The organism is Paracoccus beibuensis (assembly GCF_026162625.1).
GTDB lineage: Bacteria > Pseudomonadota > Alphaproteobacteria > Rhodobacterales > Rhodobacteraceae > Paracoccus > Paracoccus beibuensis.
In genome coordinates, this window is sequence record NZ_JAOTBD010000002.1 from 164011 (window position 1) to 182289 (window position 18279).

An 18279-nucleotide genomic window follows, 5' to 3' on the forward strand; every position below is an offset into this window, starting at 1 on the left:
GCCGGGGCCACACGCCCCGGCCACCCCCACGAACAGGAAAGACAGACAGATGACCTACACCCCCGAAGAGGCCCTCGCCGCCGCCCAAGAGCAGCTCGACAGCCTCCACCTCACCTGCGCTTCGATCGTGCGCGAGTATGATATGCACCCAGACGACGCCGATGAGATCTACCGGCTGGCTGAGCTGGAAGCCGACAAACTGCGTGCGGAGATCGCCGAGCTGCGTGGGAGGGTCTCGGCATGACTATCCCGGAGAACCAGCGCCAGGCACTCATCGCCCGGCTCAATTCATACAGCATTGGAGGGCTCCTGAGGCTCTCCAACCTCGCCTTCCGCGAAGAAGTGGCTCTCGATCGCGAATGGGCGGCGCTACGTATGACAGACGCCCAGCGCGCGCGATGGCAGCATGTTCGCTCCGTCCGTGACATTGTCGATGCAGAAGCGGATCGCCGTCTGTCTGAACCGATCAGGAGGACGGCGTCATGATCCGCCTCCCTCGATACGGGAAGAACATCCGCCGGTATGCCGATGCGGCTTTCGACGCCGCCTGGCGGGAGACGATGGCGCTCACCGTCGAGGAACTGCGCGGATACCATGACGAAGGCAATCCAGACTGCGCAGTGCCATTCGACCTGAGCCTGAAGTTCGGAAAATCTGGACTCTTCGGCGCAACTGTGACGCGTATGCCCCCCGTGCCAGACGGCGGATTTCGCGTCACCGGATCGCTCATCCATCCGTTTGCTCCGATCGACTGGCAGCGGCAGCGGTGGCATGCAGAAATCTATCGCGCGGTCGCAATGCGCTATGCCATTGAGCGCTACCATCCGGCGACCGGCAGGCGGCCGCTGTATCTGCTGCCGGATGCGCAGGTCGAAGTCATGGCGCAACTCCCGACCACTTTTGATGGCGATCTTGTCCAGGGGGTAGAGCAGCGCTGCCGGCACATGATCGCCCAATGGGAACTCGACCACCGCGCCAACGAAAGCAACCACGCTAAGCTCGAGCGCCTGTCTACATCGAGGAACTCAGCATGACCTTCTCCGCGCACCGGAAACTGGAACTCCACAGCGCTTACAGCGACAAGGAGCCTGACCACATCACTGTGTTCTGGGGTAGCGTCGTCATGAGTTACGGTGAGGAGCGTGTCGTCGTTCGCCGGCATGACTGGATAGCGTATCTGCCCTCGAATGAAGAAGAGGCCAGGTTTATCGACGCTTACAATGTTGGCCCCCGCGCCCGACTTGCCGTCGAACGACGCGAGGGGGAGTGGATTCGGCGACCGGGCCCGGAGATGAAGATGGCGAACGAGGCCTTCGATCTTCTCATGCAAGCGAGCCTCGGATGAGGTTCGATCCGACCTTTATCGAGCCGAACCGCAGCACGGCCGACGGGATCTACGTCAGCTATCTGAGCGAGGAGATATTCGTCGGCCCCGCCTGGATCATCGTCGACGACTACCGTTACTGGTGCTTGGAGAACTTCAACCACCATCCGGACGAAGTCTTCCAGTGGGTGCGCGAAGCCATCGAGGAAGAGGTGCGGGAACATATCAGCCGGCTGTCCGCGCACCGTCGGCTGGAGCTTCACGCGGAGGCGATGGTGCGGACGGCAGACAGAGCATCCTCCACCGACCGGGCGATGATGTAAACGCCCCCTGCCCGCTCGAACGCCTTCTGGAACTTTGCCTGAGCCTCTCGCTGCTTACCGCTTTCGGTCTTTACCTCGATCCCGATGAACCGCCCGCCCAGGCAGCCCAGGATGTCCGGGCTGCCCTTCAGCCCGAAGGAGATGGTTCTCTTGCCGTCCATGGATTTCGCGACGCCGGTGTCGTTGGTCCACCAGATCGACCGGCCGGCATACTCCTTGGAGAGAGCAATCAGGATCTTGTTCTGGATCGTGCGCTCTTTCACGCCGCCTTCCTCCGACCTTGCCGGAGCTTGTGCCGCTGATAGGCCCAACCGGGCTTGTAGCCCCTCTCGCGCGCGATCTGGAGCCAGTCCTCGAGCGTCTTCTGCCCGGCCTCCTCCTGACGCCGCTTTGTCTGTCTTTCTTTCTGAAGGCGTTCGAGTTCGGCTTTCTCGATCTCGCGCAGTTCCTCCGCCCGCGCTTTCGGGATGCGGCTCTCGACCGGATGCTCATGATCGCAGATCGGACAGACCGGCGCCGAGGGATGAACGGCATAGCATTCAAGACACTGACGCACTGCCAGGGTCTCGCCGTCTTCGGTTTTGGATGCGGCGCGGGTCTTCTTGTCCTGAGCCTCAAGGCTCCATTCGTGATCCAGCTCCGGTATGCCGTGTCGAAGCGTGTTAGAGCAGCAGTCGATGATCGTGGCATGGGTCTTGCTGCTCGCCAGGATCGCCGACAGGCGGCCTTCACGGGTTTCGAGATCATACCCTGGCGCAAACACCGGGCGGATGGCGCGGGCCATCTGTTGCAGGACCAGCGTGAGGCTGGCGCTGGGCCTCATGAGCGTGGCGCAATCGAGCTCAGGTAAGTCAAAGCCTTCTGATGCGCAGTCAATCACAACCAGCTGACGCGTCTCTTGACTTACGAGACGCTCGATGATGGCCTCACGCTCGAGCTCGGGAGTTTCGCCAGTCAGGATCTCGGCTGGCACGCCTGCGGCAATGTAGGCTTTAGCAACCTGCCGAGCATGGGCGACCGAGCAGGTGAAGGTGATCCCCCTGCCCCGCTCCGGAAACCGATCCCGGAACATCTCGACCGCGTCTCCGCAGACCTCTGACTTGGAAAGTATCTGCTCGGCGCGTTCGAGATCGAAATCGCCGCCGTTCGTCGGAGAAACCATAGCCAGCTTGCGTCGAGATCCGAAGACGCGGCTCGGCAACAGGAAGCCTTGCTCGATCATCCAGGAGGGCTTTGGGCCCGTCTCCATCACCTCGAAGACTTCATCCAGCCCGCGGCCATCCAGTAGCCAGGGCGTGCCTGTGAGACCGATGACGCGGGCCTCCGGGAACGCCTCGAACAGCTTTAGGTAGGACGGGCTGAGTGCGTGATGCGTCTCGTCGATGAAGATCAGATCCGGCGCTTGAACCCTGCCGAACCGCGATTGGAGCGACTGGATCGACGCGACCTGGATCAGTATCTCGCGCTGGTATTTGTGGCCGGCCTTGATGACCCCGACATTGAGACCTGCGCCCCGGAAACGACGGGCGGCTTGTGTGATGAGATTGTCCCGGTGAGCCACGAACCATGCGACCGATCCGCGGGCCTCGGCGTCGCGCAGAATGTCTTCGGCGAGGTTGGTCTTTCCGCCGCCGGTGACGAGCTGAACCAGCACACGGCGCACGCCTTCGAGAAACCGATTGCGCGCTCGGATCTTGAGATCGCTCTGGTATCCTCGAAGCCTTGACCCACCCGATATGCATGTTAAAACATTCATGCGTAGATATAGGGGGTGACGATGGATCGACTGCGCGCTGCGCTACAGCATCACCTCGACACACACGCTACGGAGACCATGCGATCGCTGTCGCTTCGGGCGGGATTGAACGCGAACTTCGTGCAGCACGTCATGAACAAGCGCGTCGAAAATCCGCGCATCGACAGCATCCGGGCCTTAGCGCGTGTGATGCGCGTCCGGCCCGGAAAACTGATCGACGATTGACGTATTGTTCCGGCCGGAACAGGTGTCCTCAGTCGTCGATTTCGAAGCCCCTGGGCTTGCCCATCTTCTCGACCTCGGCGACGTTCTTCAGGCCCGCGGAGACAACGGGATCTTTGAGAAGTTCGACCCGCCTGGCGGCGGCGGTGATGTCGGCAGCATAGCTCAGGAGAGTGTCGCGCCAGGCGCCGAGTTCACGAGCCAGTTTCTTCAGTGCCGTCTCTTTCTCGGCGAGCTTTTCAGCCCTCTTGTCGAGTTCTGCGTCGCGGTCATCCAGCTCTTTCTGCTTCACTTCCCTTGCCGCCTTCGCCGCCTCATCTGCCGCCTTGCGACGCGCCTCAGCCTCGCGATCGAGACGCGCCCTCTCCGCCGCCGCCTGTCTGTCTTCCTCAGCTCTGCGGAGTGCTGCGGCTTCATTCTGACGGGCGCGCTCGATGGCCGCCTCTGCCGCGAGTTTGGCAATAACGGCATCGGGATCTGCGACCATGTCTTTCGCCGAACCGAACCGCTCCTCGAAGGGTTTCAGGAGCGCGTTCATCTCGCCGCGGGTCCTCGCTCCGTCCCTCGTTTCGTGCGTGACGACGCCGAGAGTGAGTAGTATGTCGAGCGCGATCTGGGATGCCTGATGCGTGCGGATTTTACTTGCATCGCCGCCCTTCGCCGCCGCCTCTTCCTCGATCCTTTTGCGCAATGCGAACATCATCTGAGCCCGCGGCGAGCCCGGCGGAATGATGCTGTCGGCGCCGTCGAGAAACTCGTCACCCTGGACTTCGATGAGCGCCTTGTCGGCATACTTCTTGGCCTCCCGAAGAGCGGCCGCCCGAGGCTCAGCGCGCACAATATTCATGTGCTGATGCTCCGGCGATTGGAACCAGGCGCCGACCGCATCTTGCGCAATTTCGTAGCCCTTCTTGCGCCAAGTGACCGGGTTTCCATCCTTGTCCACCTTGCCCTCGATCGGGATCTCTTCGCCGCCGATGAGGGGGTGATGCGCCGACCGGAAAAGCTTCCGTCCGTCAGCATAACGATCCGACGCCGGCTCCTCGATGATGTCGTAGATCAACCCCTGAAGGTGGATGCTTTGCTCGTCGAAATCGACGCGGCAATACTTCAGCATCGAGCCGAACTCATTCTGCATGAAGCCCAGCCCGGCCTGCGTGAACTCCTCGCACTTCCGCTTGTCAAATCGCGCAAGCCGACCCTCGTCGTCGAGAAACTCAAGGACATGCTCCGCCGGACAATCGTCAGCCGCCCGGAACTTGTCGCGATGAACCGTGAGGACAAATTCACGAAGTGGAGGACCCGATTTCGCGTTCTCGGTCCAGGGGTTCTGCGGACCTGCATTCATCACCGCTGCGGCAGCTTTCTTTCCGCGCTTTTTCTTCGTCCCTTTGATGTTAGAGAGGTGGTTCGCGTTCTTCATCCGCAGCTCTTCGAGCCGCACAATGTCCGCGATGGAGTTGTCGCCGACGAGGACGCGGTTGAGATGTTTTCGGCTTGGATCGCAGTGAGAAACATCCCCGATCCGCCGCTCCGCATGAGCGATCATCCCGGCGACATCTTTGGGTGAAAGGCTGGCGAAGCGAAGCACTGCCGGGAACTTTCCGTCGAGCCTGACGCGCTCCGCATATGTGAGTTCCCGCAGGCGCTCCGCGTAGGTTTTCTGTGCCATTTCTGGTCTCCTCCCTTTTGAAAGGGAGATCGCGCCCGGATTAAGTTTTCGCTCCTTCTCAGGCCTGGCTTTTTGTCAGTTTTCGCGGGTTCATACTTACTAAGAGACTGCGAAACCCCTGCGGGCTTCCTCTGCCTCTTGTTCGGGAGGGTTTGGGGCTCCGCCCCATCCCTTCCATCCCAAAACCCCTCCGCCCCTGCGGTGCGCAATGGACCCGCTCGCCGCTCATCCCTTGACCCTTCCGGCGTCTCCCGACAGGCAAGGTGGGAGCCTTCGATCTCCCCCTTTGAACCCCCATGACGCAGGCGGGAAAGCGCTCGCCGCTCTTCCCCCTGGACCCCCTTCCGGCGTCTCCGACGGGGCCGCCTGCCGGTTCATGGGGCGCGCCGCCGCTCCCCTGAAAACCCCTGCCGCCAGGGTGGAGGGGCGCCCGCGCTGCCCCTCCCCTGGACCCCTCCCAGGCGCCCTGCCGGGGGCGTTCCCGATCAGTCCTGCGATCGTTCGTGACGCAAAGTTCCAGCCGGGACAGGCCGCGCTATTCCCTCGCGTGCCTGTCCTTCGCCGCCGCAATCGCCTCTTCGAACATCGCCTCGAACTCGTCCACGCTCATTGGCTCGGACAGCCTAAGCTGCCCCTCCGCGAGCAGCTTTAGCTTGCGCTCGATGAAGGCTGCGGCGGTCTCGTTGATGTCGTCGGGGTCGGTCATGCGCGGCTCTCCTTGGCGGTCAGTGTAGCACGGATGAAAGAGGTTCCCCGATCTCGTTTCCGCCCCTGAGCCAGCGAACCCAGATCCCTTCCGAAAGGATCTCGCCATGCTGTCACTGCCCATCTCATTCCCTACCAAGAGCCCGTCGGCAATCACCCTCCAGGACAAGCGTGAGCTGATGGAATACGGCGTCCAAGAGGGTCTTTCCATCAAGGGCCTCAGCAATGTTTCTGGTGTCAACGAGATGACCATTGGAATCTGGCGGGAGGACATTGCGCGCGCGATCCGGATGGGTGCGACATTCGAAAAAACTGCACCGGCGAAGGCGGCGCCCGCCTCAAAAATCAAGCCCTTGATCGTGCCCTCAGCTCCTGCAAAGCCTGCGCCGGCAAAGAAGGTCGCGCCCATCGAAAGACAGGCAGAGGAGCGCTCTGAAGGCTCGCCGAACAAGGGACGTAGATGCCGCCCGAGTGGCTTGACCAACGATCAGAAACGCGCCCTTCTCGAACGTCAAACCGCCGAGAGATTGACTAATGCTCAGGTGGCGGCAGAGGTCGGAGTTCTGCCAGACACTATCAGCGTCTGGCGCAAAGATCTCGGCCTCGTCGGCACGAGCGGCCAGGGCGGGAGATATACAAAAGAGGAGCGCGACGAGGTTGTTTCAGCGGTCCTCAATGGCGGCCTGACTGTGTCGGGAGCGTCGAAGAAATACGGCATCGCTTGGACTACCATCAGCCGCTGGATCGAGAAGTCCGGCTGCGCAAATCCCGCATCAAAGACAGAGAAGGAACCGACAATGAAGAAGCATCAGAAGGCGGCGCCGACGGAGGCCCGTGATGCCCTCCGAAGCATTACAATCACCCGCCCGGACGGCACACGCATTGAGCTCGCACTGACGTCGGCCGAGATCTCCTCCATGATCGGGATTTCCTGACCTCACCGCCCCGGCCTCACCGCCGGGGCAACTTTTTTCCACCCGTATTTTTGCGTCCCAATCCCCGGACCTATTTCCCCCTCAGCAAAACAATAACGAGGGAGGCGGCAGTGCCGACGACGAGACTAACAACCCTGAAGGACGCGATGCTGCTGCTCGCGGACGCGCCCGGCAATGCGGATTACTTGGCCCTGTTTGACGCGGCCGCGGCGGTCGCAAATGCCCGGTCGGAGCGCGAAATCAGCGACGCAGAATACCGCGAGACGATCGACCGGATCATCGCGCGTATGCGCAACACGACGCTCGTTTCCGGTCTCGAACTTGCCGCCGCATGTGACCGTCTCGCGGCCGCTGATGAGGATGTCGTCCGCGCGGAAACGGCGCAGTGGCTGACCGAGATCTGCACGGGACTGGGAGCATGACGATGGAGCGCAAAGCTGGTGTTTATGCTGGCCTCTCGAACGCTGAATATCACTCGGGGCCGGAGAAGTCGAAATCCTCAACCGACCTGATCCGTAAAAGTCCTGCACACTACCTTCACTCCCGGATAGCGGAGCGGAAAGAGACCGCGGCGTTCCTGAAGGGGACAATGACGCACGACCGAGTGCTCGAGCCCGAGGAGTTCTGGAGTCGGTATGCGGAGCCGTTCGTGGCTCCTGAGGGTGCGCTCGATACGATGCCCGAAATGAAGGCTTACCTGAAGGCCCTCGGTCTCCCTGTCAGCGGCAACAAGCCCGATCTTGCTGACCGTATCCGGGAGGCTGATCCATCCGCCATCCTGCTTGATGATGCCCGTGCTGAATACGCCGCATCTGTCGGCGACAAGCAGATCATCACCGCCGCGGATCTGGCTGAAGTCGAAGCCATGCATGGCCAGATCATGCGCCACCCGAAGGCTGGGAAGCTTCTCGCTCCTGGTTCTGGAGTGCCAGAGCTGAGCTGCTACTGGACCGACGAGGAGACCGGCGTCCGGTGCCGTTGCCGGCCCGACTTCTGGCGCCACGACGGGGTCGTCGTTGATCTCAAGACGTGCCTTGATGCGTCGTATGACGGCTTCCAGAAGTCTGTGTGGAAGTGGCGCTACCATGTCCAGGCCGCCTTCTATCTCGACGGGATTGAGGCCGCGTTGAAGCAGGGGCCGGGCACGACCACCATGTCCGCGCCGAAGGCCTTCCTGTTCGTGGCCGTGGAAAAAACAGCCCCCTATGGCGTCGGCGTATACCACCTTGACGCACAGAACATCGCGATCGGCCGCCGGGAATATCGCGAAGACCTCGCTCGCTTTGCTGAGTGCCAGCGCACCGGCGAGTGGCCAGCCTACAGCCCTAACATCGAGGCGATGAGCCTGCCCGAGTGGGTGCTGCGGCGTGAAGAATACGAAAACGAAGACGCCTGAGAGGAGAAAACATCATGGCAAAAATCGACATCCGCCGCGCAATCGCGCCGAAATCCGACCAACTCAACGCCGACGACCTGCTCGCCGGACCCCACACCATCCGCATCAACGGGGTCCGGGAGGGCAGCGCAGAGCAGCCCGTCCATGTGTTCTTCGACGGCGACAATGGCCGTCCCTGGAAGCCGTCGAAAACGGCTCTCCGCTGCTTGGTTGCGATTTGGGGCGATGATCCCGACCGCTGGGTTGGCATGTCGCTGACGATCTACACCGATCCCAACGTCCGCTTCGGCAAAGATGTCGTCGGCGGCATCCGCGTGTCGGCGATGGAAGGCCTCTCTCAGCCCCGCACACTGAGCCTGACGACTACCCGCGGCAAGCGCGCCCCGACCACGATCCAGCCGCTGAAGGTGGAGGCTAAGAAGGGTCCTGCCGATCAGTGGAAGGAGCGTCTGTTCGGCGTCGCTGAGGGTGGCAAGGGGATCAGCGTGGCGGACGCCTGGGCAAAGGTTCCGGATACGATCCGCGACGAACTCGGCGCCGGCATCTATGACCAGCTGATCGCCCTCGAGGCGGCCGCCAAGGATTACCGGGAAAACGATCCGAATGCCGCGGTCGATGCCTTGAATGAAAGTTTGGGCTGATCGTGAAAAACCCCCGCTTTGTTTTGGGCGGGGGTTTTTCGGTCCTAATTCCTGATCAGAGCATAGCAAAAAGCATGAAAGGCGGGCGCAGTGCACATTCTTCAGTTCTTCAAGTGGGATCATCTCCCGCCACATCTCCAGGCTGTATCTCGACCTTTCGGAGAGATGGCTGAGGGCATCGTCAGCACGATCCCGAACAATCCCGAGCGCACCATCGCACTCCGCAAACTCCTCGAATCCAAGGACGCCGCCGTTCGCGCCGTCGTAGCGAAAGACATCTGATCATGGCAGGCAGCGTCAACAAAGTCATCCTCATCGGCAACCTGGGCGCCGATCCCGAAGTCAAAGAGTTCAGCAACGGCGGCAAGGTCTGCAACCTGCGCATCGCCACCTCGGAAACCTGGAAGGACCGCAACTCGGGTGAGCGCAAGGAGCGCACCGAATGGCACTCGGTCGCGATCTTCGCCGAAGGTCTGGCAAAGATCGCTGAGCAGTATCTGAAGAAGGGCAGCAAGGTCTATATCGAGGGCCAGCTGGAGACCCGCAAATGGCAGGATCAGTCCGGCGCCGACCGCTATTCGACCGAGGTCGTGCTGCGCCCCTATCGCGGCGAACTGACGCTGCTGGATGGCCGTCAGGGTGGCGGTAGCGATCATGGCGCATCCGCTGAGCGCTCTTCGCCTCGTCCCGCCGCCGCCGACCACGACGACGAGATCCCCTTCTAAACCCTTTCGAAGGGCGGACTATCTCCCGGTCAGGCTACTCTCCAGACCGTAAATCAGCCCGTTGATGCCGTCGCGTCCGCCGCCCTCAGGTCTGGGTCATTGAGCGACAAATCCGGGAACGAGCGAGCGCCGCACGAGACGCGGCAAAGGCCTCGGCGAAAGCCGGGGCCTTCTAAGTCTAAAATAGTGAGTTAGATTTAGTTAGACGAGGTTAGTCTGACTCCTGTCAGATGCAAACGCCGCAGAAATCGCCGGACATGTCATCAGAACCCTCCGGAGCCGCAGTCTAACTCCCACCGCGCGAAAGGCGTCACCGAAAGCCGGGGCCTTGTCATGTCCAAACGCCGGTATAGCGACCGACATACCAACCCATACCGAAAAAAATATTCCCCCGCATTTCCTGTCTGTTTTTCCGAACCCTGAGAAAATCGTTCGAAATCAATTTGATGGCGTGCAGGCTGGATTCCTAACTCCCATTCAGAGCGGGAGAACAACAACATGCCGGACTCGCTCCCGGCGATAGGGAGAATAGAGATGAGCATTGATCCGGATCGCGAAGTTGAAGAATTCGTCGACAAGATGATCGCAATCGGCGCCGGCGCATGGCACAAGATGGAGACACATGCGCAGAAGCGCAAAGCACTGAAGCCGGCCCGAACATTCCAAGAAATGTATGGCGGCCGCGCTGTTCTTGCCGCGGACATCGCAAGAGATCGCAGCACCTCCCCAGATCCGACGGCCCGAGACCTCGTTGCATGGGAAGCATTCGCCGTCAGTGAGTCCAGGTGGGTATCGTTCGCGCCGGGTGCCGCCGAGCTGTCCGGTGCTCCGACACGGAAAAAGGCCTTGGCTCGCGCAAACGGCTTCCGCCTCCTCCGCCGCGCATACGAAGCGGAAACTGGCTTCAGCGCTCTCAACGGCTCCAAGCTGACTGCCGGCCAGCGCGCAACGCGGGTGAACGGTCTGCGGCCCGAGTGGATCGAGGAAGCCCGGTTGCTCCGCGACAACTACGTCGACAGCAAAGCTGGCCAGAACATCCGCAAGCTGATCGAAATCACTCGGGAAACCTCTGAACGCCGTCTCGCATCGCGCGTCATCCGCAAGACACCGGCGCAGATGTGCCTTTGATCAACGAGGAGGAAATAGACATGGACCACAATTTCGATTTTTCCGCACTGCCCGAAAACGATCCCACCGGACGCACGTTCGGCGCCGCTTTCGGCCCCCAAATCAACGCCGAGGTCGATCGCGCCCAGGAAGTCGTCGCTGATAACCTCGCCGCCGCCGGTCGCAGCTTCGAGGGCGCAGGTCGTGACTGGGCAGCCCTCATGCCCGCTCTCGTCTATCGCAGCGCGTTGATGAAAGCTCAGGGGCCGACTGCTCGTAATCTCTCCAGAGAGCCCGACATCGAGCAACTGATCGACAAGCGCTCGGCCGCCGAGGAACTGTTCGCCGCTTACGAGCTCGATCAAAATCGGGACGCCGCGACCGGCCAGGTCCTCTCAAATCACGACAGGATGGCGCGAACCGTTCGACTGCACGCTGTCGAGAAACATTATCCTGGATCGCGCGCTAAGCTTAACGAAGAAGTCGCGGCGCTCAATGAGACCCCCATCGGGTTTGTCGCGATCGTCAGCGAGGCCCACATCGACCGCGATATGTGGATGCGGGATCACCTTGCAGGCTCCATCTCAAATAACAGGAGACGGAAAGCCAAGAGTCTCGAACTCACCGACTGACCCCCTCCCCCGCCGTCATCTCAACGCCCGACCGCCCAAACCTTGAAGAGGAAGACATCATGAAGACCATCATTTCTACCGTCGTCATCGCCCTCGCTCTCACGGCGGGTGTCATCGCAACCCCGGCCCCAGCAATGACGCTGGAGGATGCTATCGAAGCCCGGTGCGACGGCAACCCCAGCCGCCCTGCTGCACGCTCTACTCTTGGAGGTCGGCTCAAGGGTGTGACATGCAGAGAGGCCGTCGAGATGGACCGCGCGGCCGTAAAGCTGATGGAGCTCGGTCACATGCACGGCGAAGCGGCTATCGACGGCCACCCAATCGGAGAAGATCTGAGTTTCAACCGGTGCATCGCACTACTCCGCAGCCAGGCCTATTATATCGCGGCAGACGAGCTTCGGAGTGGAAATCGCAACCCGATGTCTGTCTATAATTCGCTCGTCACTCAAGGCTACAACCACACTCTCAGTGAGCGTCGAAAAGGCAATCCGCATTATTGTCGGTTCAGCAACTCGATGTGAACAGAGACCCCGGCCACCGCGCCGGGGTTTTTCATTTCGCCCTCCGGAAATCCAGCCAATTATATGACCATGATAGATCCCAACGACTGGCCGATTGCGCCGCTGCAAATCCTCGACGTGGATTTCACGCAGCTTCCAATGTATGACCCCGAGAGCGACGGGCCGATCCGCCCGCCCTGGGTCATTCGGGTCGTTGAGTGCTGGGGGTGGGGGATGGTCCCCATCGCCTCGAACTGGCACCGCGTTCATCATCCAGACAGATACTGGTCAGCGTTTGAAATCGACGGCATCGAATGGCTCTGGCGCGATGACGGCGCCGGGGTCTGGACGCTCGTGCAGCTCGCTGACGTCGATGCTGAGTGCGATGAGCTTCCCGACGGCGACCCGAGAGGCCGGGTCCGGGATTGGTGAGCCTCCCCATCTGCATCAGTTGGACGGGGAGACTATCCTTTTTTGCATCAGTTCCGGAACTGATGCAGTGTCCCGTGCTGGGTATGTGCTGTCTCTGTTCTACTAATGTTCCAGCGTCAAAAATCCAGCAATATCAGGCTAACTCACTGTTTAACCAAGCCTATAGTTCGGGGACTCCCGAGTAATTTGAACGTCGTGGACATGGCTTTCCTTCAGGCCCGCACCGGTGATGCGCACGAACTGGCAGTTCCTGCGCATCTCGGCGACGGTGGCGCAGCCGGTATAGCCCATGGCTGCGCGCAGGCCGCCGACCAGCTGGTGGATCACGGTGCCTGCCGGTCCCTTGTAGGGCACCTGTCCCTCGATCCCTTCGGGGACCAGCTTGTCGCTTGCTGCGTCCTTCTGGAAATACCGGTCAGCCGATCCGCGCGCCATCGCGCCAAGCGAACCCATGCCGCGATAGGATTTGAAGCTGCGGCCCTGATAGAGGATCATGTCGCCGGGGCTTTCGTCCGTGCCCGCGATCGCGCTGCCGACCATGGCGCAGCTGGCACCTGCAGCAATGGCTTTCGCAAAGTCGCCCGAGAACTTGATGCCTCCGTCTGCAATGATCGGCACGTCCCCGGCGGCGGATGCCGCGTCCATGATCGCCGTCAGCTGCGGCACGCCGACGCCTGCGACAATCCGCGTCGTGCAGATCGATCCCGGTCCGATCCCGACCTTCACGGCGTCGGCCCCCGCGTCGATCAGTGCCCGGGTCCCCTCGGCCGTGGCGACGTTGCCGGCGACCACTTGGACGTCGTTGGACAGCGCCTTCACGCGCTCGACTGCGCGGGCGACGCCGGCGGAATGGCCATGGGCGGTGTCGATCACCACCATGTCCACGCCGGCGTCGATCAGCGCCTGGCTGCGCTCGAACCCTTCTTCGCCGACCGTCGAGGCGGCGGCCACCCGCAGGCGACCCAAGCCGTCCTTGCAGGCCAGCGGGTTCAGCACGGCCTTCTCGGTGTCCTTCAGCGTCAGCAGGCCGGTCAGCTTGCCGTTGCCGTCGGTCACCAGCAGCTTCTCGATCCGGCGCGCCTTCATCAGGCTGATCGCCTCGGCCCGGTCAGCGGGCTCTCTCAGGATCGCAAGGTTGTCGCCGGTCATCATGGCCCGCACGGGGGTCCGGTCGCCACTGGCAAAGCGCATGTCGCGGTTCGTCACGATGCCGACGACGCGGCCGTCTGCGTCGACAACCGGAAACCCGGTGACGCTATAGCGGTCCTGCAGCGCCTTGGCGTCCGCCAGCGTCTGGTCAGGCGTCAGCGTGATCGGGTTATAGACGATGCCGGATTCAAAGCGCTTCACGCGGCGCACCTCGGCGGCCTGCTGTTCGGTCGTCAGGTTGCGGTGGATCACGCCCATCCCGCCCGACTGCGCCAGTGCAATGGCCATCCTGCTTTCCGTGACTGTGTCCATGGCCGAGGACAGAAGCGGGATGTTCATCCGGATCGAGCGCGTGACGAAGGTCGTCACGTCAGCGGTCGACGGCAGCACCGTCGAGGCGGCCGGAACAAGAAGAACGTCGTCGAAAGTGAGAGCCTCACGAATCTGCATGGGGGTGTCCTTGCGGCAAGATCGTTTGGCAGTTTCCCCTTTCACGCCTGACCCGATTTGTCCAGCCCGGCGCGGGCAGTTGCCCGGCTGCCACGATCCGAAGCCGATGATGACGCCGACGTGACGTCAATCGTCCACGCTAATTGACCCGTAACGGTTGTGCGATACGGTGGCGAAAAGTGGGCACATATGCCCGACCTGGGAGGAAGAACATGAAGATCGCATTGACCGGCGTGGCGGCGCTGATGCTGGGGGCCGCGCCGCTCATGGCCGGCGGGATCGAGCGGGCACCGCAGTCGCTTGGCCCGCTGTTCGAGGACGGAAACTACGTCGAGCTGAGCTTCGGCGGTGTCGATCCCACGGTGGAAGGAACCGACGTCGCTGGCTTCCAGCTGGGCGACGTGGCGCAGGGCTATGGCTTCGCGGGGCTGGCCTACAAGCACCAGTTCACGCCGAACTTCTCGGGCGCGATCATCATAGAGCAGCCGTTCGGCGCGGACATTCGCTATCCTTCCCTGGTCGATGGCGGTTCGCTTATGCTGGGCGGGACTCTGGCGCGCGTCGATTCGACCACCTTCACGGCATTGGGACGCTACAAGTTCCAGAACAACTTCTCGGTCCATGGCGGCATTCGCGGATCACGCGCCGACGGAGAGGTGCGGCTCAACGGCCTCGCCTATGGCCCCCTCGCCGGCTACGATGTCGAGCTGGATGCTGATACCGGTATCGGCTACGTCGCCGGCGTGGCTTGGGAACGTCCCGACATCGCCGCCCGCGTCTCGCTGACCTACAACTCCGAGGTCGAACACGAGTTCGATACCACCGAATCTGGCCCGCTTGTCGATCCCGATGGTCCCGGACCCATCCCGGCGCTTCCCCTGCTGAACGCGGACTCCACAACCACGGTCTCGACCCCCGAAAGCTGGAACCTGGAATTCCAGACCGGCGTCGCCGCTGACACGCTGGTCTTCGGCTCGATCCGCTGGGTAGAGTGGAGCGCGTTCCGCGTCGACCCGCAGCAACTCGTGGATGTCACGGGCAGTGGCCTCGTGGAACTCGAGAACACCACGACATACACGCTTGGCGTCGGCCGGGCCTTCACCGATGCCTGGTCCGGCTCCGCATCGTTCTCGTTCGAAAAAGAAGGCGACGACCTCGTGTCGCCCCTGGCCCCCACGAACGGGCGCAAGGGCATTACACTGGCCGCGATCTACAGCCAGGGGCCGATCAAGATCACGACCGGGATAAACTATACCAAGCTGGGCGATGCGAGCCCAGAGACGGGAACCCCCGACGTGCAGCGCGCCAGCACCGAAGACAGCGATGCCTGGGGCGTCGGCGTCCGGATCGGCTACCGCTTCTGATACCACGCTTGCCAGAAGAACGGCTCTGCCCCTGCAGCAGGGCCGTTTGCCGTTTCAGCAGCCGCTTATCCGGAATCATCGAAGCCGGCCCGCGGGGACCATCGGCGGCACGATCCTGCAGAGGGGGGTCCGGGGGGCCGGCCCCCCGGCGGTCGCGGGACGCAACAGGGGGTTCGCGCACCGGCCCCTTTCCTTGTCCAGCCGCTGCCATTAGCTAGGGGCGACCTGGCGAAAGGAACGGCGGATGATCTATCGCAGCGCGGCAGAGTGGCAGGCGGCAACGGCCCGGCGGATCGTGCTGTTCGGCATGTCGGGCCTTGGCAAGACCTTCCTTGCCTCGATGCTGCGCGGCACCGGGGACTGGTTTCACTACTCCGTCGACTACCGCATCGGCACGCGCTACATGGGCGAATACATCGCCGACAACTTCAAGCGCGAGGCGATGAAGGTCCCGTTCCTGCGCGACCTGCTGATGTCCGACAGCGTCTATATCGCCAGCAACATCACCTTCGACAACCTCGCGCCGCTGTCCACCTATCTGGGCAAGCCGGGCAGCCCCAGCCGGGGCGGACTGCCCTTCGGCGAATACTGCCTGCGCCAGAACCAGCACCGGCGGGCCGAGATCGCGTCGTTGCTGGACACGCGGCACTTCATGGACCGCGCGCGCGACATCTATGGCCTGGCGAACTTCGTTTGCGACAGCGGCGGCTCGATCTGCGAGGTCGTCGATCCCGAAGACCCGCAGGACCCCGTGTTGAAAGCCCTCTCACACGACCTGCTGATGGTCTGGATCAAGGGCAGCGATGCGCATACGGCGGAACTCGTGCGCCGCTTCGACAAGGCGCCGAAGCCCATGTACTATCAGCCGCAGTTCCTGGAACAGGCCTGGATCGCCTATCGCGTTGAAAAGGGGCTGGAGGAAGCGCAGGTTAATCCCGACGACTTCATCCGCTGGACCTACGCGCGCGCCCTGGCCCACCGACAGCCCCGCTATCAGGCGATGGCCCGGCGCGGCGTCACCATCCTGGCCGAGGAGGTGGCGCAGATCCGCACCCCCGACGACTTCAACGACCTGATCGCCCGCGCAATCGCGCGCAAGGAAGATTGATATGCCGATCACCCTGAACGAGAACCTGCCCGCCTACCGCATCCTCTCGGACGAGGGGGTGATGGTGATGTCGCCGGGCCGTGCGGCGACCCAGGACATTCGCCCCTTGCGCATCGGCCTGCTGAACCTGATGCCCAAGAAGATCCAGACCGAGAACCAGTTCGCGCGCCTGATCGGCGCCACGCCCCTGCAGATCGACTTTCAGCTGATCCGCATGTCCGACCACGAAAGCCGCAACACCGCCGCCGACCACCTCGAAAGCTTTTACCGCCCCTTCCGGGAGATCGAGGCCAGCGGCGAGAAGTTCGACGGCCTCGTCATCACCGGCGCACCCATCGAGCATCTGCCTTTCGACCAGGTCACCTACTGGGAAGAGCTGACCCGCGTCTTCGCCTGGACACAGACCCATGTGCATTCCACCTTTGGCGTCTGCTGGGGCGGCATGGCGATGGCGTGGCATTTTCACGGCCTGCCCAAGCACATGCTGCCGTCGAAGGCCTTCGGCTGCTTCCGGCACCGCAACCTGTCCCCCGCCTCGCCTTACCTGCGCGGATTTTCCGACGACGTCCTGGTTCCGGTCAGCCGCTGGACCGAGGTGCGCCAGGACGATGTCGATGCCCGCCCCGCGCTGACGACGCTGCTGGCCAGCAGCGATGTCGGCCCCTGCCTTCTGGCCGATCCGGGGCACCGCGCGCTCTATGTATTCAACCACTTCGAATACGACAGCACGACGCTGAAAGAGGAACACGACCGCGATCTTGCCGCCGGGAAGCCCGTCGCCGTTCCCGCGAACTACTATCCCGACGACGACATCACGCAGGCGCCCACGAACCGCTGGCGCAGCCATGCGCATCTGCTCTACGGTAACTGGATCAACGAGATCTATCAGACGACGTATTACGACATGTCGCGCATCGGCGAGGGATGACGAATGGCTGACCCCAAACGCATCGAGGCGTTGCCGCTGGTCGGCAGGATCACCGACTACCTCAAGACCGGCGCGCCGGTCGACATCCGCAAGATCGTGACGAACGCCGGTCGCAAGGACATCCTGGACCCCGACTTTGCCTACCGCGAGGAGATGGGCAAGGGCATCTACGAGACGCAGATGGCGCAGCTGCAGCTGCAACTGGTGCGGTTGATGCACGACGTCGTTACGACCGGCAAGCGGATTGTCGTCCTCTTCGAGGGACGAGACGCCGCGGGAAAGGGCGGCACAATCGAGCGCGTGCGCGAGAACCTGAACCCGCGGTCCGCTTACATCGTGGCGCTGCCCAAGCCGACCGAGCGCGAGGCCGCCCAGTGGTATTTTCAGCGCTATGTCGACTGGCTGCCCGCCGCGGGAGAGATCGCGCTGTTCGACCGCAGCTGGTACAACCGCGGCGTCGTGGAGCGCGTCTTCGGCTTTACGACCGAACCCCAGCGCAACGCGTTCTTTCGCCAGCTTCCGGGGTTCGAACAGACGCTGGTTGACGACGGCGTGATCCTGGTCAAGCTGTGGCTGAACGTCGGCCGCGCCGAGCAGTTGCGGCGGTTCCTTGACCGAGAGCAGGACCCCCTGAAGCAGTGGAAGCTCAGCCCCATCGACGTCGAAGGGCTGGCCAAGTGGGACGACTATTCGCGCGCAATTCGCGACACGCTGAACCTGTCCCATTCCCCCATCGCGCCCTGGACCGTGGTACGGTCCGACGACAAGCGCCGGGCGCGGATCGCCGCGATCCAGACGATCCTGCGCGCCTGCGACTTTGCCGGACGCGACGATGCGGCGATCGGCCAGATCGACCCGCTGATCGCCGGAAGCCCGGAACTGCTGCGCGACTGAAGCAGCCTTGGCGCTG

General features: G+C 62.4%; 24 protein-coding genes. 19 read left to right on the top strand and 5 right to left on the bottom strand.

Translation table 11 applies throughout. From position 1 onward, the window contains the following. The first annotated feature begins 49 nt into the window (after positions 1–49). Genes OC159_RS02555 through OC159_RS02575 form a run of 5 tightly spaced genes read left to right on the top strand, consistent with a single transcriptional unit; the run spans position 50 to position 1647 of the window. Entirely contained in the window at positions 50–244 is a 195-nt protein-coding gene (locus OC159_RS02555; RefSeq protein WP_265499587.1) for a hypothetical protein, read from the top strand. Next, the gene (locus OC159_RS02560) at positions 241–486 is read left to right on the top strand and encodes a hypothetical protein (RefSeq protein WP_265499588.1); all 246 of its coding nucleotides are present in this window, start codon (positions 241–243) and stop codon (positions 484–486) included. Before OC159_RS02555 ends, OC159_RS02560 begins: the two co-directional genes overlap by 4 nt. Next, the gene (locus OC159_RS02565) at positions 483–1034 is read left to right on the top strand and encodes a hypothetical protein (RefSeq protein ID WP_265499589.1); all 552 of its coding nucleotides are present in this window, start codon (positions 483–485) and stop codon (positions 1032–1034) included. Before OC159_RS02560 ends, OC159_RS02565 begins: the two co-directional genes overlap by 4 nt. After that, complete coding sequence (locus tag OC159_RS02570) at positions 1031–1345, top strand: hypothetical protein (RefSeq protein WP_265499590.1); 315 nt, start codon at positions 1031–1033, stop codon at positions 1343–1345. Before OC159_RS02565 ends, OC159_RS02570 begins: the two co-directional genes overlap by 4 nt. Then, positions 1342–1647: a hypothetical protein gene (locus OC159_RS02575; protein WP_265499591.1), complete on the top strand. Its 306-nt coding sequence runs from the start codon at positions 1342–1344 to the stop codon at positions 1645–1647. Before OC159_RS02570 ends, OC159_RS02575 begins: the two co-directional genes overlap by 4 nt. On the opposite strand, the gene OC159_RS02580 is transcribed toward OC159_RS02575, so the two are convergent. Continuing rightward, positions 1584–1910 carry a VRR-NUC domain-containing protein gene (locus tag OC159_RS02580; protein ID WP_265499592.1) on the bottom strand — a complete coding sequence of 109 codons (327 nt, stop codon included), beginning with the start codon at positions 1908–1910 and terminating at the stop codon, positions 1584–1586. The genes OC159_RS02575 and OC159_RS02580 overlap by 64 nt on opposite strands. After that, the gene (locus OC159_RS02585) at positions 1907–3403 is read right to left on the bottom strand and encodes a DEAD/DEAH box helicase (protein ID WP_265499593.1); all 1497 of its coding nucleotides are present in this window, start codon (positions 3401–3403) and stop codon (positions 1907–1909) included. The genes OC159_RS02580 and OC159_RS02585 overlap by 4 nt, the downstream gene beginning before the upstream one ends. A gap of 21 nt (positions 3404–3424) precedes the next feature. Here OC159_RS02585 and OC159_RS02590 point away from each other — a divergent pair, with 21 nt between their 5' ends. After that, complete coding sequence (locus tag OC159_RS02590) at positions 3425–3628, top strand: helix-turn-helix domain-containing protein (protein ID WP_265499594.1); 204 nt, start codon at positions 3425–3427, stop codon at positions 3626–3628. Between the two features lie 28 nt (positions 3629–3656). Here the strand turns inward: OC159_RS02590 and OC159_RS02595 are convergent, their stop codons facing one another. Together OC159_RS02595 and OC159_RS02600 are read right to left on the bottom strand one after the other, a co-directional pair. Then, complete coding sequence (locus tag OC159_RS02595; protein WP_265499595.1) at positions 3657–5297, bottom strand: hypothetical protein; 1641 nt, start codon at positions 5295–5297, stop codon at positions 3657–3659. A 535-nt stretch (positions 5298–5832) separates the two neighbouring features. Further along, positions 5833–6003, bottom strand: coding sequence for a hypothetical protein (locus tag OC159_RS02600; protein ID WP_265499596.1), 171 nt, complete (start codon positions 6001–6003; stop codon positions 5833–5835). Between the two features lie 106 nt (positions 6004–6109). Between OC159_RS02600 and OC159_RS02605 the strand changes: the two genes are divergently transcribed. From OC159_RS02605 to OC159_RS02645, 9 genes are all read left to right on the top strand, one after another. Then, complete coding sequence (locus OC159_RS02605; protein WP_265499597.1) at positions 6110–6937, top strand: helix-turn-helix domain-containing protein; 828 nt, start codon at positions 6110–6112, stop codon at positions 6935–6937. 146 nt (positions 6938–7083) lie between these two features. Continuing rightward, complete coding sequence (locus tag OC159_RS02610; protein WP_265499598.1) at positions 7084–7359, top strand: hypothetical protein; 276 nt, start codon at positions 7084–7086, stop codon at positions 7357–7359. After that, on the top strand, positions 7356–8333 hold the full coding sequence (locus OC159_RS02615) for a PD-(D/E)XK nuclease-like domain-containing protein (protein WP_265499599.1): 978 nt from the start codon (positions 7356–7358) through the stop codon (positions 8331–8333). The genes OC159_RS02610 and OC159_RS02615 overlap by 4 nt, the downstream gene beginning before the upstream one ends. A gap of 14 nt (positions 8334–8347) precedes the next feature. Further along, positions 8348–8974 carry a hypothetical protein gene (locus OC159_RS02620; protein WP_265499600.1) on the top strand — a complete coding sequence of 209 codons (627 nt, stop codon included), beginning with the start codon at positions 8348–8350 and terminating at the stop codon, positions 8972–8974. A gap of 284 nt (positions 8975–9258) precedes the next feature. After that, the gene (ssb, locus tag OC159_RS02625; protein ID WP_322626702.1) at positions 9259–9699 is read left to right on the top strand and encodes a single-stranded DNA-binding protein; all 441 of its coding nucleotides are present in this window, start codon (positions 9259–9261) and stop codon (positions 9697–9699) included. A gap of 534 nt (positions 9700–10233) precedes the next feature. Further along, a complete protein-coding gene (locus OC159_RS02630) occupies positions 10234–10827 on the top strand; it encodes a hypothetical protein (protein WP_265499601.1) in 594 nt (197 codons plus the stop codon). Positions 10828–10847: 20 nt separating this feature from the next. Next, complete coding sequence (locus OC159_RS02635; RefSeq protein ID WP_265499602.1) at positions 10848–11438, top strand: hypothetical protein; 591 nt, start codon at positions 10848–10850, stop codon at positions 11436–11438. 59 nt (positions 11439–11497) lie between these two features. After that, on the top strand, positions 11498–11959 hold the full coding sequence (locus OC159_RS02640; protein ID WP_265499603.1) for a hypothetical protein: 462 nt from the start codon (positions 11498–11500) through the stop codon (positions 11957–11959). Positions 11960–12022: 63 nt separating this feature from the next. Next, positions 12023–12370 carry a hypothetical protein gene (locus tag OC159_RS02645; protein WP_265499604.1) on the top strand — a complete coding sequence of 116 codons (348 nt, stop codon included), beginning with the start codon at positions 12023–12025 and terminating at the stop codon, positions 12368–12370. 150 nt (positions 12371–12520) lie between these two features. On the opposite strand, the gene guaB is transcribed toward OC159_RS02645, so the two are convergent. Beyond that, on the bottom strand, positions 12521–13969 hold the full coding sequence (gene guaB / locus OC159_RS02650; RefSeq protein WP_265499605.1) for an IMP dehydrogenase: 1449 nt from the start codon (positions 13967–13969) through the stop codon (positions 12521–12523). Positions 13970–14181: 212 nt separating this feature from the next. Between guaB and OC159_RS02655 the strand changes: the two genes are divergently transcribed. The 4 genes from OC159_RS02655 (at position 14182) to ppk2 (ending at position 18263) form a co-directional block, all read left to right on the top strand. Beyond that, positions 14182–15333 carry an OmpP1/FadL family transporter gene (locus OC159_RS02655; protein ID WP_265499606.1) on the top strand — a complete coding sequence of 384 codons (1152 nt, stop codon included), beginning with the start codon at positions 14182–14184 and terminating at the stop codon, positions 15331–15333. Between the two features lie 244 nt (positions 15334–15577). Next, entirely contained in the window at positions 15578–16441 is an 864-nt protein-coding gene (locus tag OC159_RS02660) for an ATPase (RefSeq protein ID WP_265499607.1), read from the top strand. Between the two features lies 1 nt (position 16442). Continuing rightward, the gene (locus tag OC159_RS02665; protein ID WP_265499608.1) at positions 16443–17369 is read left to right on the top strand and encodes a homoserine O-succinyltransferase; all 927 of its coding nucleotides are present in this window, start codon (positions 16443–16445) and stop codon (positions 17367–17369) included. A gap of 3 nt (positions 17370–17372) precedes the next feature. Beyond that, positions 17373–18263, top strand: coding sequence for a polyphosphate kinase 2 (gene ppk2, locus OC159_RS02670; protein ID WP_265499609.1), 891 nt, complete (start codon positions 17373–17375; stop codon positions 18261–18263). The last annotated feature ends 16 nt before the right edge of the window (positions 18264–18279 follow it).